This window comes from Gordonia sp. J1A, from assembly GCF_055393515.1.
The window spans coordinates 889,952-907,802 of the sequence record NZ_AP041607.1 but is presented as its reverse complement, the minus strand read 5'-3'; the positions used below and the strand labels follow the sequence as shown (position 1 = coordinate 907,802).

At 70.0% G+C, this 17,851-nt stretch carries 15 protein-coding genes; 6 read left to right on the top strand and 9 right to left on the bottom strand.

Going from position 1 to position 17,851, the window contains the following annotated elements:
• Positions 1–158: 158 nt before the first annotated feature.
• Both ACZ5QD_RS04240 and ACZ5QD_RS04235 read right to left on the bottom strand, forming a co-directional pair.
• On the bottom strand, positions 159–1,391 hold the full coding sequence (locus ACZ5QD_RS04240; RefSeq protein WP_464367128.1) for an aminotransferase family protein: 1,233 nt from the start codon (positions 1,389–1,391) through the stop codon (positions 159–161).
• 40 nt (positions 1,392–1,431) lie between these two features.
• Positions 1,432–1,893, bottom strand: coding sequence for an SRPBCC family protein (locus tag ACZ5QD_RS04235; protein ID WP_464367127.1), 462 nt, complete (start codon positions 1,891–1,893; stop codon positions 1,432–1,434).
• 36 nt (positions 1,894–1,929) lie between these two features.
• Between ACZ5QD_RS04235 and hrpA the strand changes: the two genes are divergently transcribed.
• On the top strand, positions 1,930–5,634 hold the full coding sequence (hrpA, locus tag ACZ5QD_RS04230) for an ATP-dependent RNA helicase HrpA (protein ID WP_464367126.1): 3,705 nt from the start codon (positions 1,930–1,932) through the stop codon (positions 5,632–5,634).
• A gap of 53 nt (positions 5,635–5,687) precedes the next feature.
• Here the strand turns inward: hrpA and nrdR are convergent, their stop codons facing one another.
• The gene (gene nrdR, locus ACZ5QD_RS04225; protein ID WP_006896283.1) at positions 5,688–6,137 is read right to left on the bottom strand and encodes a transcriptional regulator NrdR; all 450 of its coding nucleotides are present in this window, start codon (positions 6,135–6,137) and stop codon (positions 5,688–5,690) included.
• Positions 6,138–6,159: 22 nt separating this feature from the next.
• Complete coding sequence (locus ACZ5QD_RS04220; protein ID WP_464367125.1) at positions 6,160–6,705, bottom strand: LysM peptidoglycan-binding domain-containing protein; 546 nt, start codon at positions 6,703–6,705, stop codon at positions 6,160–6,162.
• Positions 6,706–6,888: 183 nt separating this feature from the next.
• On the opposite strand from ACZ5QD_RS04220, the gene lexA reads away from it, so the two are divergent.
• A complete protein-coding gene (gene lexA, locus ACZ5QD_RS04215; protein ID WP_231650344.1) occupies positions 6,889–7,548 on the top strand; it encodes a transcriptional repressor LexA in 660 nt (219 codons plus the stop codon).
• Positions 7,549–7,574: 26 nt separating this feature from the next.
• Here the strand turns inward: lexA and ACZ5QD_RS04210 are convergent, their stop codons facing one another.
• Positions 7,575–9,293, bottom strand: a complete 1,719-nt coding sequence (locus ACZ5QD_RS04210; RefSeq protein WP_006896279.1) for a putative PEP-binding protein — start codon at positions 9,291–9,293, stop codon at positions 7,575–7,577.
• 139 nt (positions 9,294–9,432) lie between these two features.
• Here ACZ5QD_RS04210 and ACZ5QD_RS04205 point away from each other — a divergent pair, with 139 nt between their 5' ends.
• The 4 genes from ACZ5QD_RS04205 (at position 9,433) to ACZ5QD_RS04190 (ending at position 13,605) form a co-directional block, all read left to right on the top strand.
• The gene (locus tag ACZ5QD_RS04205) at positions 9,433–10,203 is read left to right on the top strand and encodes a DeoR/GlpR family DNA-binding transcription regulator (protein ID WP_045540810.1); all 771 of its coding nucleotides are present in this window, start codon (positions 9,433–9,435) and stop codon (positions 10,201–10,203) included.
• Positions 10,200–11,147, top strand: coding sequence for a 1-phosphofructokinase family hexose kinase (locus tag ACZ5QD_RS04200; protein WP_222111116.1), 948 nt, complete (start codon positions 10,200–10,202; stop codon positions 11,145–11,147). The genes ACZ5QD_RS04205 and ACZ5QD_RS04200 overlap by 4 nt, the downstream gene beginning before the upstream one ends.
• A gap of 95 nt (positions 11,148–11,242) precedes the next feature.
• A complete protein-coding gene (locus ACZ5QD_RS04195) occupies positions 11,243–13,291 on the top strand; it encodes a PTS fructose transporter subunit IIABC (RefSeq protein WP_222111117.1) in 2,049 nt (682 codons plus the stop codon).
• A gap of 56 nt (positions 13,292–13,347) precedes the next feature.
• Positions 13,348–13,605 (top strand): HPr family phosphocarrier protein, encoded by a 258-nt coding sequence (locus tag ACZ5QD_RS04190; RefSeq protein ID WP_006896274.1) that lies wholly within the window; start codon positions 13,348–13,350, stop codon positions 13,603–13,605.
• Positions 13,606–13,618: 13 nt separating this feature from the next.
• Here ACZ5QD_RS04190 and hflX read toward each other — a convergent pair whose 3' ends face one another.
• The 4 genes from hflX to ACZ5QD_RS04170 all read right to left on the bottom strand — a co-directional run bounded on the left by hflX (position 13,619) and on the right by ACZ5QD_RS04170 (position 17,792).
• The gene (gene hflX / locus ACZ5QD_RS04185; protein WP_045540414.1) at positions 13,619–15,097 is read right to left on the bottom strand and encodes a GTPase HflX; all 1,479 of its coding nucleotides are present in this window, start codon (positions 15,095–15,097) and stop codon (positions 13,619–13,621) included.
• A 63-nt stretch (positions 15,098–15,160) separates the two neighbouring features.
• A complete protein-coding gene (dapF, locus tag ACZ5QD_RS04180) occupies positions 15,161–16,075 on the bottom strand; it encodes a diaminopimelate epimerase (protein WP_006896272.1) in 915 nt (304 codons plus the stop codon).
• Positions 16,075–16,983, bottom strand: a complete 909-nt coding sequence (gene miaA, locus ACZ5QD_RS04175) for a tRNA (adenosine(37)-N6)-dimethylallyltransferase MiaA (RefSeq protein WP_006896271.1) — start codon at positions 16,981–16,983, stop codon at positions 16,075–16,077. The genes dapF and miaA overlap by 1 nt, the downstream gene beginning before the upstream one ends.
• Positions 16,980–17,792, bottom strand: coding sequence for a class III extradiol ring-cleavage dioxygenase family protein (locus ACZ5QD_RS04170; protein ID WP_039867390.1), 813 nt, complete (start codon positions 17,790–17,792; stop codon positions 16,980–16,982). The genes miaA and ACZ5QD_RS04170 overlap by 4 nt, the downstream gene beginning before the upstream one ends.
• Positions 17,793–17,851: the final 59 nt, after the last annotated feature.

Sequence of the window (17,851 nt, the reverse complement as noted above, 5' to 3'; positions counted from 1 at the left end):
CAGGCGGCGGCCACCTCCTCAGTCCTGAAATTCACCATTTCCCGGACCACCTCCTTCCCTGTTGACGAGCAGAACGCTACGCCGATGCCCGGAGCGGCCGCAACGGGTTTTCCGAGGCGACTTCGGGGTATCGATGTGGTGGCCGTCGATATCGGTGGCTACAGCTCCCGCACGGCTTTCGCCACCCGATCGGCGAGCTCCCCCACCTCGTCCGCGGTCATGATGAACGCCGGCGAGATCTGCAGTGCGCCCTGACCGGCCACCCGGCCGCTGACACCGTGCTCGCGCAGCTTCGTCACGGCGGCCGCTCCCTTCGACGGGTCGGCGAGCTGTACCGCCGTCACCGCTCCCAGACCGGTGCGGACCTCGCCGACCTGAGACAGCTCCGCGAGCGGCGCGAACGCCGCGGCGAGGTCGGACTCGAGACGGCTCGCCGTCTCGAGCAGTCCCTCGCGCTCGATGATGTCGAGGTTCACCAGTGCGGCCGCTGCCGCTGCGGCGTGGCCGCCGTAGGTGTATCCGTGGCGCCACCACGTGCCGCCGGCGAAGAACGGCGCCGCCACCCGCGGCGCGACCACCAATGCGCCCATCGGCACATACCCGCTGGTGAGTCCCTTGGCCGTGGTCATCATGTCGGGATCGAGACCGAATCGGGAGGAGGCGAACCACTCCCGGGCCCCGATACGGCCGAACCCGGTGACCACCTCGTCGGCGATGAACAGCACGTCGTGGTCGCGGCAGATCTCGCGGACTTCGCGCAGGTAGCCCTCCGGCGGCGGATACACTCCGCCCGCGCCCAGGATCGGCTCGGCGATGAAGGCCGCGATGCGATCGGGTCCGATCCGCTCGACCAGCCCCAGGAGACTCTTCGCGTCATCCCACGCGACGGTCTCGGTGTCGGACATCAACTCGCCGTAGCCCTCGCCGTTGGCGTCTATGCCCGCGAGCGAAGTGCCCGCGACGTGCATCCCGTGATACGCCCGGCTGCGTCCGACGACGATCGTCTTGTCGGGCGCACCCTGCTCTACCCAGTACCGGCGCGCCAGTTTGACCGCCGACTCGACCGAATCACTGCCGCCAGAGGTGAACAGCACCTTCGAACCCGGTACCGGCGCGATCGCGGCGATGCGCTCGGCGAGTTCGACGGTGATCTCCGACGCCACGTCGCCGAAGTTCGAGTAGTGCGCGAGCGTCGACAGCTGCCGCGCCACCGCGTCGGCCACCTCGGTGCGACCGTGACCGATGTTGGCGAACCACAGACCCGCGGTGGCGTCGATGTATTCCCTGCCGCTGTCGTCGTAGACACGCGTCCCGCGTCCGCGCGTCACGATGAACGGTCCGTCCGCGGTCACCGCACCCATGTCTGCAAAGCCGTGCCAGAGAGAACCCATGCCTTGAATATCGCACTTCACCCCGGGTTGTGCTTCCCTCTCAGCCGGACTCCGCGAGCCGGGCGAGACGGTCGATCGACGACGCCAGCCGTTCGCTCGTCGTCGCCCTGGCGCGGGCTTCGCGCTTGGGGTCGTGCAGTTCCGTCCAGTCGTACGTGTGCACCACACGAGTGCCGTCGGCGTGCTCGAAGAGTTCCCAACGCCAGAGATGGCCGGGCGGATTCTTCCCCACCTCCGACGGCAGCCACGCGATGAGACTTCCCTCGTCGAACTCGACGACGTGATTCTCGCGCACCGCACCGGGTTTGGTGAGCCGCATGGTGAAGACGTCGCCGACGCGGCGCACCCGCCGGCCTCGCTCGGCCGCGGTGAGGTTGTCGTTGCCGTCCCACTCGGGCTGACGGGCGGGGTCCGCGATGAGCTCGAAGATCCGGCTGCGCGGTGCGGCGACGATCCGCTCGGCGGAGACGACGCGTGCGGAGGACTCTGTTCCGGGTGTCATCACCGCATTGTGGCCCACCGTAGAATCGATGTCATCATGCCTTCCGCGATCCCGTCTCCGGACCTGTCCGCCCTGACGATCTCCTATCCGCCGGAACTCCCGGTCAGCGCCTGCCGCGACGAGATCGCCGAGGCCGTCTCCGCACACCAGGTGGTCGTGATCGCGGGCGAGACCGGTTCGGGCAAGACGACCCAGTTGCCGAAGATCTGCCTCGAACTCGGCCGCACCTCGATCGGTCATACGCAGCCTCGGCGGATCGCGGCGACGTCGGTGGCCCGGCGGATCGCCGACGAGTTGGGCACCGAGATCGGCGGGACCGTCGGGTATCAGGTGCGCTTCTCCGACAAGGTCGGCAAGGACACCCGCATCAAGGTGATGACCGACGGCATCCTGCTGCGCGAGATCGGCCGGGATCCGCGGCTGTCCGGTTACGACACGATCATCATCGACGAGGCGCACGAGCGCAGCCTCAACATCGACTTCCTGCTCGGCTATCTCAAGCAGTTGCTGCCGACCAGACCGGATCTCAAGCTCATCATCACCTCGGCGACCATCGAGCCCGACCGCTTCGCCCGGCATTTCGCCACCACCGCGGACACGGTGCCGATCTTGGAGGTCTCGGGGCGGACGTACCCGGTCGAGATCCGGTATCGGCCGCGCGAGAGCGACGACTCCGACCACGACGACCTCGATCAGATCGCGGCGATCGACGCGGCGGTCGGCGAGCTGTGGTCGCACGCCCCGGGCGACATCCTGGTGTTCCTGCCGACCGAGCGCGACATCCGCGACACGGCCGATGCCCTCCGCCGACGCAGCGAGGCCGAGATCGTTCCGCTGTTCGCCCGGCTGTCGGTCGGTGAGCAGCAACGGGTGTTCGCCCCGTCCAACGGTCGGCGGATCGTGCTGGCCACGAATGTCGCCGAGACGTCATTGACCGTTCCCGGCATCCGGTACGTGATCGATGCGGGTACGGCTCGCATCTCCCGCTATTCGACCCGCACCAAGGTGACTCGTCTTCCCGTGGAACGGGTCTCACAGGCCAGCGCCCGTCAGCGCGCGGGTCGCTGCGGCCGGGTGGCGCCGGGCATCTGCATCCGCCTGTACTCGGAAGACGATTTCGACGCTCGTCCGGAGTACACCGACCCGGAGATCCTGCGGAGCAATCTCGCCGCCGTCATCCTGTCGATGCTGTCGCTGCGGCTGGGCGACATCAACGACTTCCCGTTCGTGCAGGCGCCCGACCCGCGAGCGGTCCGCGACGGCATGGCACAGCTGTCCGAACTGGGAGCGGTCACCGGCACCGATTCCGCGTCCGCGCGGCTGACCAAGATCGGCAAGCAGCTCGCGCGGCTGCCCGTCGACCCGAGGTTGGGCCGGATGCTGGTTGCCGGACACGACAACGGCTGCCTCGATCACCTGCTCGTCATCACTGCGGCGCTGGCCCTGCCCGACGTTCGGGAGTTCCCCAGCGACAAGCGGGAGGCCGCCACCGCCGCCCATCGCCGGCACGCGGTGCCGGGGTCGGAGTTCCTCGGGCACCTCAAGCTCTGGGAGTATCTGACGGCCAGGCGCGCGGAACTCTCAAGCAGCCAGTTCCGCAAGATGTGCGAGCGAGAGTTCCTGCACTTCCTGCGGATCCGCGAATGGATCGATCTGCACCGGCAGCTGCGGCGCACCGTCAGCGACCTCAAGTGGCAGATCCCGGACACCGAGGTGGACCCGGCAGCCGTTCATCGCAGCGTGCTCTCCGGCCTGCTGACCAACATCGGTGCGCGGCAAGGCGACTCACGCGACTATCTGGGCACCCGAGGCACGAAGTTCGCGATCTTCCCCGGATCCTTCCTCGCGAACAAACCGCCCGCCTTCGTCGTGGCCGCCGAACTCGTCGAGACCTCGCGCCTGTTCGCACACACCGTGGCCTCGATCGATCCGGCCTGGGTCGAGGAGTTGGCCGGCGACCTGGTGACGCGCACCTACTCCGAGCCGCACTGGTCCACCCGCCGCGGCGCGGTGATGGCGTACGAGAAGGTCAGCCTGTACGGAGTTCCCCTGGTGGCACAGCGCCGCGTGAACTACGGGTCGATCGACCCGAAGACCTCGCGCGAGATCTTCATCCAGGAGGCACTGGTCGCCGGACGCTGGCGTAACCGTCATGCGTTCTTCGCCCACAACGCCGAGTTGCTCCGCGACGCGTCCGAGACCGAACATCGCGCGCGGCGTAGGGACCTGCGCATCTCCGACGACGAGCTCTTCGAGTTCTACGCGGCGCGCATACCGTCCACCGTGGTGTCGACACGGCATTTCGACTCGTGGTGGAAGAAGGCGGGCCGCACCGATCCGGCGCTGCTCAACCTCCGGCCCGAGGACTTGCTCGGAGACGACGTCCCCACGGCCGCCGACTATCCGGCCGCCTGGCAGCAGGGCGAGACCCGCCTGGAGCTCCGCTACCACTTCGAGCCCGGCGCACCCGATGACGGCGTGACCGCGATCATCCCCGAGCCGCTCCTGGCACATGTGCGAGACACCGGATTCGACTGGCTCGTACCCGGGATGCGCGCCGAACTCGCGACGCAGCTGATCAAGTCGTTGCCCAAGGGCCTGCGCAAGTCCATGTCCCCGGCGTCCCGGTACGCCGAACTCGCTCTCAGCCGACTCTCGGTGCGCAGCGAGCCACTGCTCACCGGCCTGGCTCGCGAGCTGTCGTCGATCAGCGGGGTCACCCTGGCTCCGCGCGATTTCAATCCGTCGGCACTCCCCCCGCATCTGCGGATGCACTTCGCCGTCACCGGCACAGACGGCGCGATCATCGCGCGCGGCGACCGGCTCGCCGCGCTTCGCACCGACCTGTCTGCCGACGCCGACCGCGACCGCCGTGCGCCCCTGCACCGCGAATGGACCGCCGACGGTCTGGGCACCCTCGCCGACTCCGAGACGGCGACCGTTGCGGGACAGACGATCACCCGCTATCCCACGCTCGCGACCGTGCCGGGACAGGGCGTACGCATCGCGAAGGCCGCCACCTCCACCGAGCGCGACGCCGGCATCGCCGCCGCCGCCGGAGAACTCCTGCGACTCGCGATCGCGCCGCCCAGCCGCAAGCTGGCGTCGACTCTGCCGCCGCCGGCCAAGCTCGCGCTGAGCCAGAGCCCGTATCCGGACGTGGACGCGTTGCTGGCCGACTGCACGGCACGGGCGGTCACCGACACCCTGGCACGGGAGCCGGAGTTGGCCGCCCTGCGCAGTCCCGGTGACTTCGGCGCGCTCTCGGCGCGGCTGGGGCCGGTGATCCGGTCGCGCGCACCCGAGTACTTCGACGCCGCCGTCGCGGCGCTCGCCGAATACTCCCCGGTGCGCCGGGCCGTCGACGCCCGGTCCGGGACTCTCGCCGCCGACGACGTCTCCGATCAGGTCAACGATCTGATCTTCGACGGCTTCGTCGGCGCGACGGCATTGGAGCATCTGCGCTCGCTGCCGCGCTATCTGACCGCCGCGCGGCTGCGCCTCGAGTCCCTCAACACCGCCGCCGGCCGGGACAACGAGGCGATGGGCGCCATCGACAGGGTGGTGGCGGTCTGGAATAGGCGCCTCGCCCAGCTTCCGGCCGCACGCCACGAGGCGCTGAACGAGTTGGTGCAGTGGCGCCTGGAGGAACTCCGCGTGAGCCTGTTCGCTCAGCAGCTCGGCACCAACGGTCCAGTCTCCGAGCAGCGGATAATCAAGGCGATCGACAAGTTCAGCTGACTGCTCGGGGCGGTGGCTGACTGCTCGGACCGGTGGCGCCGGTGCCGTGAGTGTCAGTGACGGTCGCGGCGCAGCGAATCGATCTCGCGCTGGAAGTCGTCGGCCGACTCGAACGACCGGTAGACCGAGGCGAACCGCAGATAGGCCACCTCGTCGAGGTCGCGCAGCGGACCGAGGATCGCGAGACCGACCTCATTGCTCGGTATCTCGGCCGAACCCGACGAGCGCACGGTGTCCTCCACCTGCACCGCAAGCTTCGCCAGTGCGTCCTCGTCCACCTGACGGCCCTGGCAGGCGCGGCGCACGCCCTGCATCACCTTCTCGCGACTGAAGGGCTCGGAGATGCCGTTGCGCTTCACCACGGACAGCACAGCCGTCTCGACCGTGCTGAACCGCCGCCCGCATTCATTGCACGACCTGCGGCGACGGATCACCTGGCCGTCGTCGGCGACTCGGGAGTCGACGACACGGGTGTCGTCGTTCTTGCAGAACGGGCAGCGCATGCCATGACAATACCCGCCCGCCTCAGCCGTACTGCGGGGCGATAAGCGCTTGTCCGACATGCAGTCCCGATGTCTCGAGGCCGTTCAGGTCGCGCAGCTGGGCGATGACGCCCGCGGACGGCAACTCCGGAGCGATCCGCTCAGCGAGCGCGGTGAGCGACTCCCCCGACCGGACGTACACCACGTGCGTCGCCGCCGGCGACTCCGGCGTCGCCGCATCCTGGTAGCCCGCTCCGACGAGGGCGAGCAGCCACACCATGCCGGCGAGGGTGCCGCCGACCACCGCGGCCCCGGCCCACCGGCGCCTGCGGTACACCGCGGGCGACAGCGCGGTCCGGCCGGCCGGCGGCGCATCGAACATCACTCGCCGGTCCGCGACCGGGCGACGCCGCTCGGGGCGGCCGGTCGGGAAGCACGTTCCGCTCGAGTCGCCTCGCCCCGCTCCGCGTACTCCCCGATCACGGACCAGCGAGCCACGGACCACCGGGATGTCGCAGGTCATCGCCGACGCAGTGGAGTGCACAGCGGTGGCGCGTCCGGTCGGGGCGGGTGCCGTCCTCGTGCTCATGACTCGTCTCCAATCGATCGCGTGTTCGAAGAACTCTTGTTCGATAGTTAACACGAGGGGTCCGACAAACGCCGACACGCGTCGAACAATTGTTTGAGTTTTGTGACCTACTCAACTAGCCTTTGGACCATCGATCGAACACAGCTGACGAAAGGCCCGACCGTGACCGACACGCCCGATCCGATGCTCTCCACCGCGACGCTCGAGGCCTCATTGACCCAGCGTCAGCGCGAGGTGCTCGAGGTCATCCGTCAGTCGGTCCGCGAGCGCGGCTACCCGCCGAGCATCCGTGAGATCGGCGAGGCCGTCGGACTCACCTCCACGTCGTCGGTGGCCCATCAGCTCCGCACGCTCGAGCGCCGCGGCCTTCTCAAGCGCGATCCGCACCGTCCGCGTGCGGTGAACGTTCGGGACGATCAGCGGACACCGCCCTCGGGCGGTGCCGAGGCCGACGGAGAGTCACTCCCCACGCCGACCTTCGTTCCGGTGCTCGGCCGGATCGCCGCCGGCGGACCGATTCTCGCCGAACAGGCCGTGGAGGAGGTCTTCCCGATGCCGCGCGAACTGGTCGGCGACGGTTCCCTGTTCATGCTTCGCGTGGTCGGCGAATCGATGATCGACGCGGCGATCTGCGACGGCGACTGGGTGGTCGTGCGCCAGCAGAACGTGGCGGAGAACGGTGACATCGTCGCCGCGATGATCGACGGCGAAGCCACCGTGAAGACCTTCAAGCGCACCGACGGTCACGTCTGGCTCATGCCGCACAACGAGCATTTCGAGCCCATCCCCGGCGACGACGCCGCCATCCTCGGCAAGGTCGTCACGGTGATGCGCCGTATCTGAGGCGCCCGGCCGGCCTCAGCGGGACATCACACCTCGCCGGCCAGAACCGCGCGAACCGCCTCGCGCGCCTGTGACGGACTCGTCGCGGCGATCGCGGCGGACGCCGCATCGCGGCACTGATCCATGGTGACGGTACCCAGCTTCAGTCCCACCGCGGCCGACGCCGCAGGCGCGGACGACAACGACGTCACACCCATCCCGACCAGCACACATGCCAGCAACGGATCGGCAGCCGCCTCGCCGCATACGCCCACGGGCTTGCCCTGGTCCCGACCGGCGTCCCCGACCCGCTGTATCAGCGCGAGTACCGCCGGCTGCCACGGGTCGGTGAGCGCCGCCAGCTCCGGCGACATCCGGTCCGCCGCCATCGTGTACTGGGTCAGGTCGTTGGTGCCGATCGAGACGAAGTCCACTTCGGCGAGGATCGCGTCGGCGAGGATCGCCGCCGACGGCACCTCGATCATCACCCCCGGCACCAGACCGCGTTCCCGAACCCGCGCGGCGAATTCGCGCGCCTCGTCGACCGTGGCGATCATCGGTGCCATCACCCACGGCGTCGCACGGCCGTCGTCGCGCGCCGCCTCCGCCAGCGCATCGAGCTGGTTGTTGCGGATGTCCGGATACGTCTGCACGATGCGGTTGCCGCGGACTCCCATCGCCGGATTCGGCTCGTCGGAGTGGGCGACGAACTTCAGTGGCTTGTCCGAGCCCGCGTCGAGGGTGCGGATCACCACCTTGCGCCCGGGAAAGGCGTCGATCACCTCCCGGTAGAGCTCTACCTGCTGGGCGACGGTGGGCTCGGCCGCGCGGTCCAGGAAGGCCAGTTCGGTTCGGAACAGTCCGACGCCCTCCACCGGCGCCTGCGCCGCCGACCGAGCGGACACGCCGTCGGCCACGTTGGCCAGGATCGCGACCGCGTGCCCGTCCGCCGTGCGGCCCGGCCCACGCCAGGCCGCCGTCTCGGCTGCCCGCGTCGCCGCGGCCGTCACGGCGTCCGAGATGAGTCCGGCGTCCGGGGCGGCCCCCACCGTTCCCGCGTCCCCGTCCACGTAGCCCATGGCTCCGGAGGGGATCTCATCGAGTTCAGCGGCGGCGACCACGCACGGAATACCGAGTTGGCGAGCAATGATCGCCGTGTGGCTGCTGGGGCCGCCGAGCCGCATGCCCAGCCCGATGACGCGTGCCGGGTCCAGACCCGCGGTGTCGGCGGGCGCGAGGTCGTCGGCGAGCAGAATCGACGGTACGTCCGGCACGGGGATGCCCGGCTCCGAGAGCCCGAGGAGTTCGGCGACGACGCGGTCTCGGACGTCCAACAGATCGGTGACCCGTTCAGCCATGAGGCCGCCGAGCTTGGTGAACATCTCCACGAACTGCTCGGTGGCCGCAATCGCGGCGAGCGGCGCTCGAACGCCCTGCGCAATCGACTTGCCCGCGGCCGTCGCCCACCCGCGATCGCGCGCGAGACCGGCCGTGGCAGTCAGGACCTCGGCCGCGACGCCGGTGCTGTGGGAGGCCCGGTCGGCCAGCCGGTCGGCCACCACTCCGGCGGCGGCGGTGAAACGCTCCATCTCTGCGTCGCGGAGCTCCTCCGGAACGGGAGAGTCATCGATGGCGTCGAAGCCGGGTCGCGGTGCGGGTCTGATGATCGGTCCGTACGCGAGGCCACCGACCACCGGAGTACCGGAGACGATGACGTCGGCGCGGAACGGGTTCTCGGCAGGCACGGGAGAAGTCACCTCGGTCATGTGAGAGAGATTACAGAAAGTCCTTGACGTGTCAACACGTACCCATGTAAACAAAGATGTGTAACCAACCAAATCAACACAGATCCACATCTTTGCACGATCCCCATCGTTGCATGAGATCGGACAGTCGGGAGAGCAGATGTACGCGGAGGAACGCCAGTCGGCGATCGCGAACGAGGTCCGCCTGCGCGGCCGCGTCTCCGTAGCCGATCTCGCCGCGCGCTTCTCCGTGACCGGCGAGACCGTGCGCCGCGACCTGGCTATTCTCGCTCGCAGCGGCCATCTGGTGCGCGTCCACGGCGGAGCCGTACGCCTCGACGTCGCCGCAGTGGTCGACGAACCCGATCTGGTGGTTCGGGAGGAGACCCACCGAGGCGAGAAGAGCGCCATCGGTGCCGCTGCGCTGGCATTCCTGCCCGCCGACGGCGGTTCCATCGTGATCGACGCCGGGACCACCACTCTGCAGTTGGCTCTGTCCATCCCCGCCGACGCCCGCTTGACCTGCGTCACCAACAGCGTGCAGATCGCCGAGGTGGTGGCGGAGTTGCCCGGCTCCGGGGTGCTGCTGACCGGCGGCAGACTCCGGCCCAAGACCGGTGCCTCCGTCGGCGCCGACGCGATCGAGCGACTCTCGCGCATCCGTGCGTCGGTCGGCTTCCTCGGCACCAACGGTCTGTCGCTCGAGCACGGTCTGTCGACACCCGACGCCGACGAGGCCGCCACCAAACGCGCCATGATCGCGGCCTGCACGACGACGGTGGTCCTCGCCGACTCGTCCAAGATCAACCGGGAGGAACTGATGAGCTTCGGAACCCTGGAGGACGTCGATGTCCTCGTGACCGACGCCGGGATCGACTCGGCCTTCGCCGACGAACTGCGCGCCCACGAGATCGAGGTGGTGATCGCATGATCGTCACCGTCACCGCCAATCCGAGCACCGACCGTACGATCGAGCTCGCCGGACCGCTCCGGCGGGGCGAGGTGCACCGTGCGGCCCGCGTCGTCGACCAACCGGGCGGCAAGGGAATCAACGTCGCACGGGTGGTGCGGGCTGCCGGCCTTCCCACACTGGCCGTCCTGCCCGCCCGCGCCGACGACCCGTTCATCGACAGCCTGCGCGCCGTGGCCCTTCCGCACCAGGCGGTGTCGGCGGACGGGACGGTCCGGACCAACCTGACCGTGGCCGAACCGGACGGCACCACCACCAAGATCAACGACGCCGGAACGGCCGTCTCCGCCGAGGCCGGGGCCGCGCTGCGCACCACGATCCTGGCCCGTGCCGAGGGAGCGGACTGGCTCGCTCTGTGCGGCTCGCTGCCGCCCGGCCTCCCCGAGGACTGGTACGCGCAGGTACTCGCCGCGACGGCGTCGCTGCACTGTCGGGTGGCCGTCGACACGTCCGGTGCACCCCTGGCCGCGGTGGCCGCCGCCCGTCCGGCACTGCTGAAGCCGAACTCCGATGAGCTCGCCGAACTCACCGGCGACGATCCGGCCGGCATGGAGAGGTCTGCGGCGCAGGGTGATCCCAGCGTCGCAGCGGCCGCCTCCCGAACACTCGCCGACCGGACCGGCGGGACGGTGCTGACCACGCTGGGCGCGGCCGGCGCCCTCCTGACCACCCCGGACGGCATATGGTTCGCCACCGCGCCGGCTGTCGCGGTCCGCAGCACCGTCGGCGCGGGCGACGCCTCACTCGCCGGTTATCTGATCGCGCACCTGCGCGGTGCCGACGAGGCCGGGCTCCTGCGCAGTGCCGTCGCTCACGGCTCGGCGGCCGCAGCACTGCCGGGCACCACGCCGCCCACTCCGGATCTGCTCGACGAAGCGGGTGTGTCTGTCTCCCGGCTGTCCTGATCCGTCCGCGAAGAACCCCGACACCCAGAATCCCCGAGTCCCCGAATCCCCGACCCCCAGAATCCCGACCCCCCAGAATCACCGAGGGAGCCATCATGTCCCAACAGATCATCACGCCGGAGCTGGTCCTGCTCGACGGTGACGCCGGCGCTGATGCGGACAGTGTCATCGCCGCGCTCGCCGGTCTGGTCGCAAACGCCGGCCGCTGCACCGACCCGGCCGAGCTCGCCGAGGCCGCTATGGCACGCGAACGCAAATCCGCGACCGGGCTTCCCGGAGGCATCGCGATCCCGCACGCACGCGTCGCCTCCGTCACCACCGCCACCCTCGCCATGGCACGCCTGACGCGAAAGGCAGAATTCGGTGCTCCGGACGGGCCCGCCGACATCGTCTTCCTGATCGCGGCACCGGAGGGAGCCGCCGGCGAGCACATGAAGGTGCTCAGTTCGCTGGCGCGCGCCCTCGTGCGGCCCGACTTCGTCGCCGCCCTGCGCGCGGCGCCCGACGCCGCCGCCGTCGTCGATCTGGTCAACGAGGCCGTCGAGGGCAAGCCGGCCCCTGCCCCGGCCGCAGCGACCCCCGCAGCGACCCCGGCAACTGAGACCCCGGCAACCGAATCCCCAGCGGCCGAGCCCGGGACCACTCGGATCGTCGCCGTCACCGCGTGCCCCACCGGGATCGCGCACACCTACATGGCCGCCGACGCCCTCAAGCTCGCCGCCGAACGCGCCGGCGTGGAGTTCGCGGTGGAGACCCAGGGGTCGACCGGTTCGACGCCCTTCGCCCCCGATGTGATCGCTGCCGCGGACGTGGTGGTCTTCGCGACGGATGTGGGCGTCAAGGGCCGCGACCGGTTCGTCGGCAAGCCGGTGGTCGCCTCCGGCGTCAAACGCGCGATCAACGAACCCGATGCGATGATCGCCGAGGCGGTCCGCACGGCGCGAGATCCCCGGGCCGCCACCGTCGCCGGGGACGCGAACGCCGGCGCGCAGGCGCCCGCGGCCTCGCGGGTGGGCATCGGAGGTCAGCTCAAGCAGGCTCTGCTGACCGGTGTCAGCTACATGATCCCGTTCGTCGCCGCGGGCGGTCTGCTGATGGCGCTCGGCTTCCTGCTGGCCGGCTACGAGATCGGCAGTTCGACGGTGCAGGAGGGCACCTCGGACGGACTGTACTACGCACTGCACTACAGTCTCTGGGATCTGCCGCCGGGCGGGCTCATGCAGTATCTCGGCGGAGTGAGTTTCGCGATCGGCAATCTGGCGATCGGGCTCATGGTGGCGGTCCTGGCCGGCTACATCGCCTACGCGATCGCCGACCGGCCCGGTCTCGCTCCCGGATTCACCGCGGGTCTGATCGCCGTCGCCGTGAACGCCGGCTTCATCGGCGGTCTCGTCGGCGGTCTGCTGGCCGGCGTCGTCGCCCTCTGGCTCTCCCGGCTGCCGCTGCCCCAGTGGGCGCGCGGACTGCAACCGGTCGTCATCATTCCGCTGGTGGGCACGCTCGTCACCGGCTTCATCATGTTCGCTCTGCTGGCCCGTCCGCTGTCGTGGATCAACACCTCGCTCGAGGACTGGCTCAACTCGATGTCCGGCAGTTCCAAGGTGATCCTCGGCATCGTGATCGGCCTGATGATGTGCTTCGATCTGGGCGGACCGGTCAACAAGGCGGCGTACGCCTTCGGCGTCGCCGGCCTCGGACTCGCCGGCGCGGGCGTCGCACAGTGGGAGATCATGGCCGCGGTGATGGCCGCAGGCATGGTTCCGCCGCTGGCGATGGCGCTGGCGACCACCCTCCGACCGTCGACGTTCACCGAACCGGAGCGCGAGAACGGCAAGGCCGCCTGGCTGCTGGGCGCGTCGTTCATCTCCGAGGGCGCGATCCCGTTCGCCGCCGCCGATCCGTTCCGCGTGATCCCGTCCATGATGCTGGGCGGTGCGGTCACCGGAGCGCTGTCGATGGCGTTGAGCGTCCAGTGCCGGGCACCCCACGGGGGCGTGTTCGTCCTCTTCGCGATGAACGGCACGTGGTGGAAGTTCCTGATCGCTATCGTGGCGGGCGTGATCGTCTCCGCCGTCGCCGTCCTCGCCGCCAAGCAGTACCAGCCCAGCCGGGAGCGCACGCCGATCCCCGCCGAGGCCGCCTGAAACACCCGGGCCCGAGCACGCAGCTCGGGCCGTCACACCGAAAGAAAGGCACGTCCATGCCCAGCACCACCGTCACCGTCGGATCGGCCGTCGGTCTGCACGCTCGTCCCGCCGCCATCATCGCCGACGCGGCCACCGCTCTCGGCGTCCCGGTGACGCTCGCCGCCGGCGGTGATCCGGTCGACGCGGGCAGCGCGCTGATGATCATGACCCTCGGCGCGGAGAAGGGCGCCTCGGTCACCGTCGAAAGCGACGACCAGGCCGCGGTCGATCAGATCGCGGCACTGGTCGCCAAGGATCTCGACGCCGAGTAGCCGGGCGAGACCGTCAGGCGACGGTCAGATCGCTGTACTCGGCCGCGAGCGCAGAAGGCATCCGCACATGCAGGCGGGTGCCTTCGGCGTTGTGCTCCGTGTCGAGCACGTGCGCGTGCTGGTGGAGCCGGGAGATCACCTCTCCGCGGGCGAACGGCACCTGCAGGACGGCGTCCACATCGTCTCGCTGCAGGAAGTCGGTGATCGCGGCGAAGAGCCCGTCGAGCCCCTCACCGGTCCGGGCCGAGACGAACTGCGCATCCGGATACTCGGCCCGCAGCGCCGTCATGGTCACGCCGTCGACGGCGTCGATCTTGTTGACGACCAGCATCTCCGGCGGCGCGGGGCGGTCCTCTTCGGCGAGCACCTCCCCCAACACCTGGCGGACGGCCGAGATCTGGTTGGCCGGGAACGGGTCTGACCCGTCCACCACGTGGACGAGCAGATCGGCGTCGACGGCCTCCTCCAGTGTCGACCGGAACGCCTCGACCAGCTGGGTGGGCAGATGCCGGACGAAGCCGACGGTGTCGGTGAAGACCACCTCGTGCCCGTCGGCGAGCTGCGCGCGGCGGGTGGTCGGATCGAGCGTCGCGAACAGTGCGTCCTGCACGAGGACTCCCGAGCCGGTCATCGCGTTCACCAGGCTCGACTTGCCGGCATTGGTGTAGCCGACCACCGTCAGGGCCGGTACACCGCCCCGGCGGCGCGCCGCGCGCTTCACCGTCCGAGCCGTCTTCATCCCGCGAATCTCCTTGCGCAGCTTGGCCATTCGCTCGCGGATCCGCCTGCGGTCGGTTTCGATCTTCGTCTCACCGGGGCCACGCAGGCCCACGCCGCCGTTGCTGCCGGCGCGGCCACCTGCCTGGCGCGACATCGACTCGCCCCAGCCGCGCAGCCGGGGAAGCATGTACTCCATCTGCGCCAGCGCCACCTGCGCCTTGCCCTCACGCGAGGTGGCGTGCTGGGCGAAGATGTCGAGGATGAGCGCGGTGCGGTCGATCACCTTCACCTTGACGACCTTCTCCAGCGCCGTCAGCTGGGCGGGAGTCAGCTCACCGTCGCAGATCACGGTGTCGGCTCCGCTGGCGACCACCACTTCGCGGAGTTCCTCGGCCTTGCCGGAGCCGAGATAGGTGGCCGGATCAGGTTTGCCACGGCGCTGGATCAGGGCGTCGAGCACCTGCGATCCGGCAGTCTCGGCGAGCGCGGCGAGTTCGGCCATGCTGGCGCGGGCCGCGGCGACGCTCCCGGTGGTCCAGACGCCCACGAGGACGACCTGCTCCAACCGGAGGCGGCGGTACTCGACCTCGGTGACGTCCTCGAGTTCGGTCGACAGGCCGACGACGCGTTGCAGCGAGGCACGCTCGTCGAGCTGGAGTTCGCCCACCGTGGGTTCGCCCGGGCGTCCACGCTCCGAGAGCCCCGGGACCTCCTCGGCGGACCGGTCGTCGGCGGATTCGTCCAATGCAGATTCTTTGGTCAGTTCAGTCATATGTACATCCATTGTGCCCCCGACCGGCACCGGAACGCATCCGGATTTCCCGCGGGTGCCCGCTCAGTCGGCCCAGCCCGCGACGAGCCGGCCGCGGGCCACCAGCCGAGACGGGCCGCGCAGGACGGCCGAGCCGTCGCCGACAGTGACCAGCACGTCGCCGCCCGGCACTGTGACCGCGACCGACCCCGAGTCTCTGCCGGCCCCCGACAGCGCAGCCGCTGCGGCGGCCACCAGGCCGGTACCGCACGATCGGGTCTCCCCGACGCCCCGCTCGAACACTCGCATGTGCGCATGGAAGTCGGCCTCGTCGGCCGGGGTCGGGCCGCCCGGGGTCAGCGGGGTGAGGATCTCGACGTTCGCCCCGTCCGGAAACAGCGCCGAGTCCAGCTCGGCGCCGGTGGTGAGATCCAGTGTCGCGAGCCGTTCGGGCGTCAGTCCGTCGACCACGCAGGCCAGGTGAGGGTTGCCGACGTCGACGGCCTCGCCCGTCAGCGTCGTACCCGCGATGCGGACCTCGCTCGGACCGCGCAGCGCCACCGGTCCCATCGAGACACTCACGTCGGCGTCGGCGTCGTCGGCCGAGTGCACGGTGACCGGACGGGCCCCGGCGCGCGAACCGACGGTGAACGCATCGGTGTCGACGAGCCCTTCGGTCCGGCAGTAGTGCGCGAACACGCGCACACCGTTGCCGCACATCTCCGCGATCGAACCGTCGGCGTTGCGATAGTCCATGAACCAGTCCACGCCCGAAACGCCCTCGGGTAGCCGTTCCAGCACCTGTTCGGCCACCAGCGATCCGGCGGTCGCGACGCGCAGAACGCCGTCGGCACCGAGTCCCCGCCGGCGGTCGCAGAGGGCGACGACGAGGTCCTCGGTCAGTTCGATCTGTGCCTGAGGATCGGGCAGGATCACGAAGTCGTTCTGGGTGCCATGCCCTTTGACGAAGGTCAGCGCCGGAGAGTTCTTCACTCCCATCAGGCTACGCGGAGCGCGCGGAGCGCATTCTCCAGCAGGGCGGGATCGGCGGCGTCGAGCCACACCGCGCGCGGGTCGCGCCGGAACCACGACCGCTGCCGGCGCACGTACCGTCGCGTGCCGAAGAAAGTACGCTCCTGCGCCTGATCGAGGTCGTAGACGCCGTCGAGATACTCGATGACCTGTGCATAGCCGATCGCCCGCGAGGCCGTCCGTCCCTCCCGCAGGCCGCTCTCGCACAGTGCTCGCACCTCGTCGACAAGGCCGGCGTCGAACATCGCCGCGGTGCGCAACCGGATCCGCTCGTCGAGGGCCTCCTTCTCTCGGTCGAGGGTCAGGATGCGGGTCCCCCACCGCGGTTCACCGATCGACGGCGCCGACGCCGCGAACGGCTCCCCGGTGATCTCGACCACCTCGAGGGCGCGCACGATGCGCCTGCCGTCCGAGTCCAGGATGGTGGCCGCGGCGGCCGGGTCGACCTCGGCCAGCCTGCGGTGGAGAGCCAACGGCCCGATCTCGGTGAGCAGCGCCTCGTACTTCGCCCGCACCGCGGGATCGGTCGACGGGAACTCCCAATCGTCGAGCAGGCCCTGGATGTACATCATCGACCCGCCGACGATGACCGGCAGCCGGCCCGATGCGAGAAGCGCTTCGACGTCTGCCGTCGCCGCGGACTTGTAGCGGGCGACGGTGGCGGTCTCGGTGACGTCGAGGACATCGATCTGGTGGTGCGGTATCCCCCGCCGTTCGGCGACGGGAAGCTTGGCGGTGCCGATGTCCATCCCGCGGTACTGCTGCATCGCGTCGACGTTGACGATCTCGCCGCCGAAGTGTTCGGCGAGATCGAGGGCGAGTTCTGATTTGCCGCTGGCCGTCGGGCCGATGACGGCGATGGGTGCGAGGGTCACCGCGGCGCCCCCGGCGACCAGACGGCGACGGTGTAACCGACCCCGAACGGGGCATCGCGATACAACACCTCTGCCGCTGCGACATCAGACACAGCGACATCGGCCGCGGGACCGCCGCAGGCGGCCGCCAGGACCTGCCATGCGGCCCTGCCTCCGACTCCCTCCGCGGCGCACGCGTCCGCGTCGAGGGCGGCCAGTGCGCCGGTGTCCGCGCGGGCGAGCGCGTCGTCGATCCGCCGCTGAAGCGCGATCGCCGAGGGCCGCTCGCCGCCGCCCGGAGCGCCCGGCGACAACGCGGTGCAGCCGTCGGCCACCACCAGAAGTCCCACCCGGTCGCCGCTGTCGGGATCGCCGCTGTCGGGATCGTCGCTGTCGGGATCGCCGCCGTCGGACAGGGCGCGCGCGAGTTCCAGTCCGGCTGCCGCGCACTGGTCCGGCGACCACTCCGGATCCACCACCCACGGCGTCACCGTGATCCGCTCTCCGCCGCCGTCGGCCTCACCGCGGACCCACCCCGCGATCAGCATCGACAGGGGCAGCGGCGCGCCCTCGGTCGGCGGACCGCCGAGTCGTACCGGGTGCGGCACACCGTATCCGCCGAAGTCGCCGCAGCTGCGGTAGTCCGTGGCACCGGCGGAGCCGGCGCGATCGGCTGCGCCGAGTGCGATCCACCGATCGGCCGCGCTGCCGAGCCGCTTCGCCACCGCACGCACGGCCGCGCGTACGGGTTCGGTGTCGGTGGCGGCCGGACCGGCCAGTTCGGGGACGAGCAGCGGAGCGCTCGGGACTATCGCAACCAGGGCTAGCACGGTCTCGACGCTACCGGTGCGCGCGCGGAACATCGGTTCGGGCCCGGCACCGGCGGCGT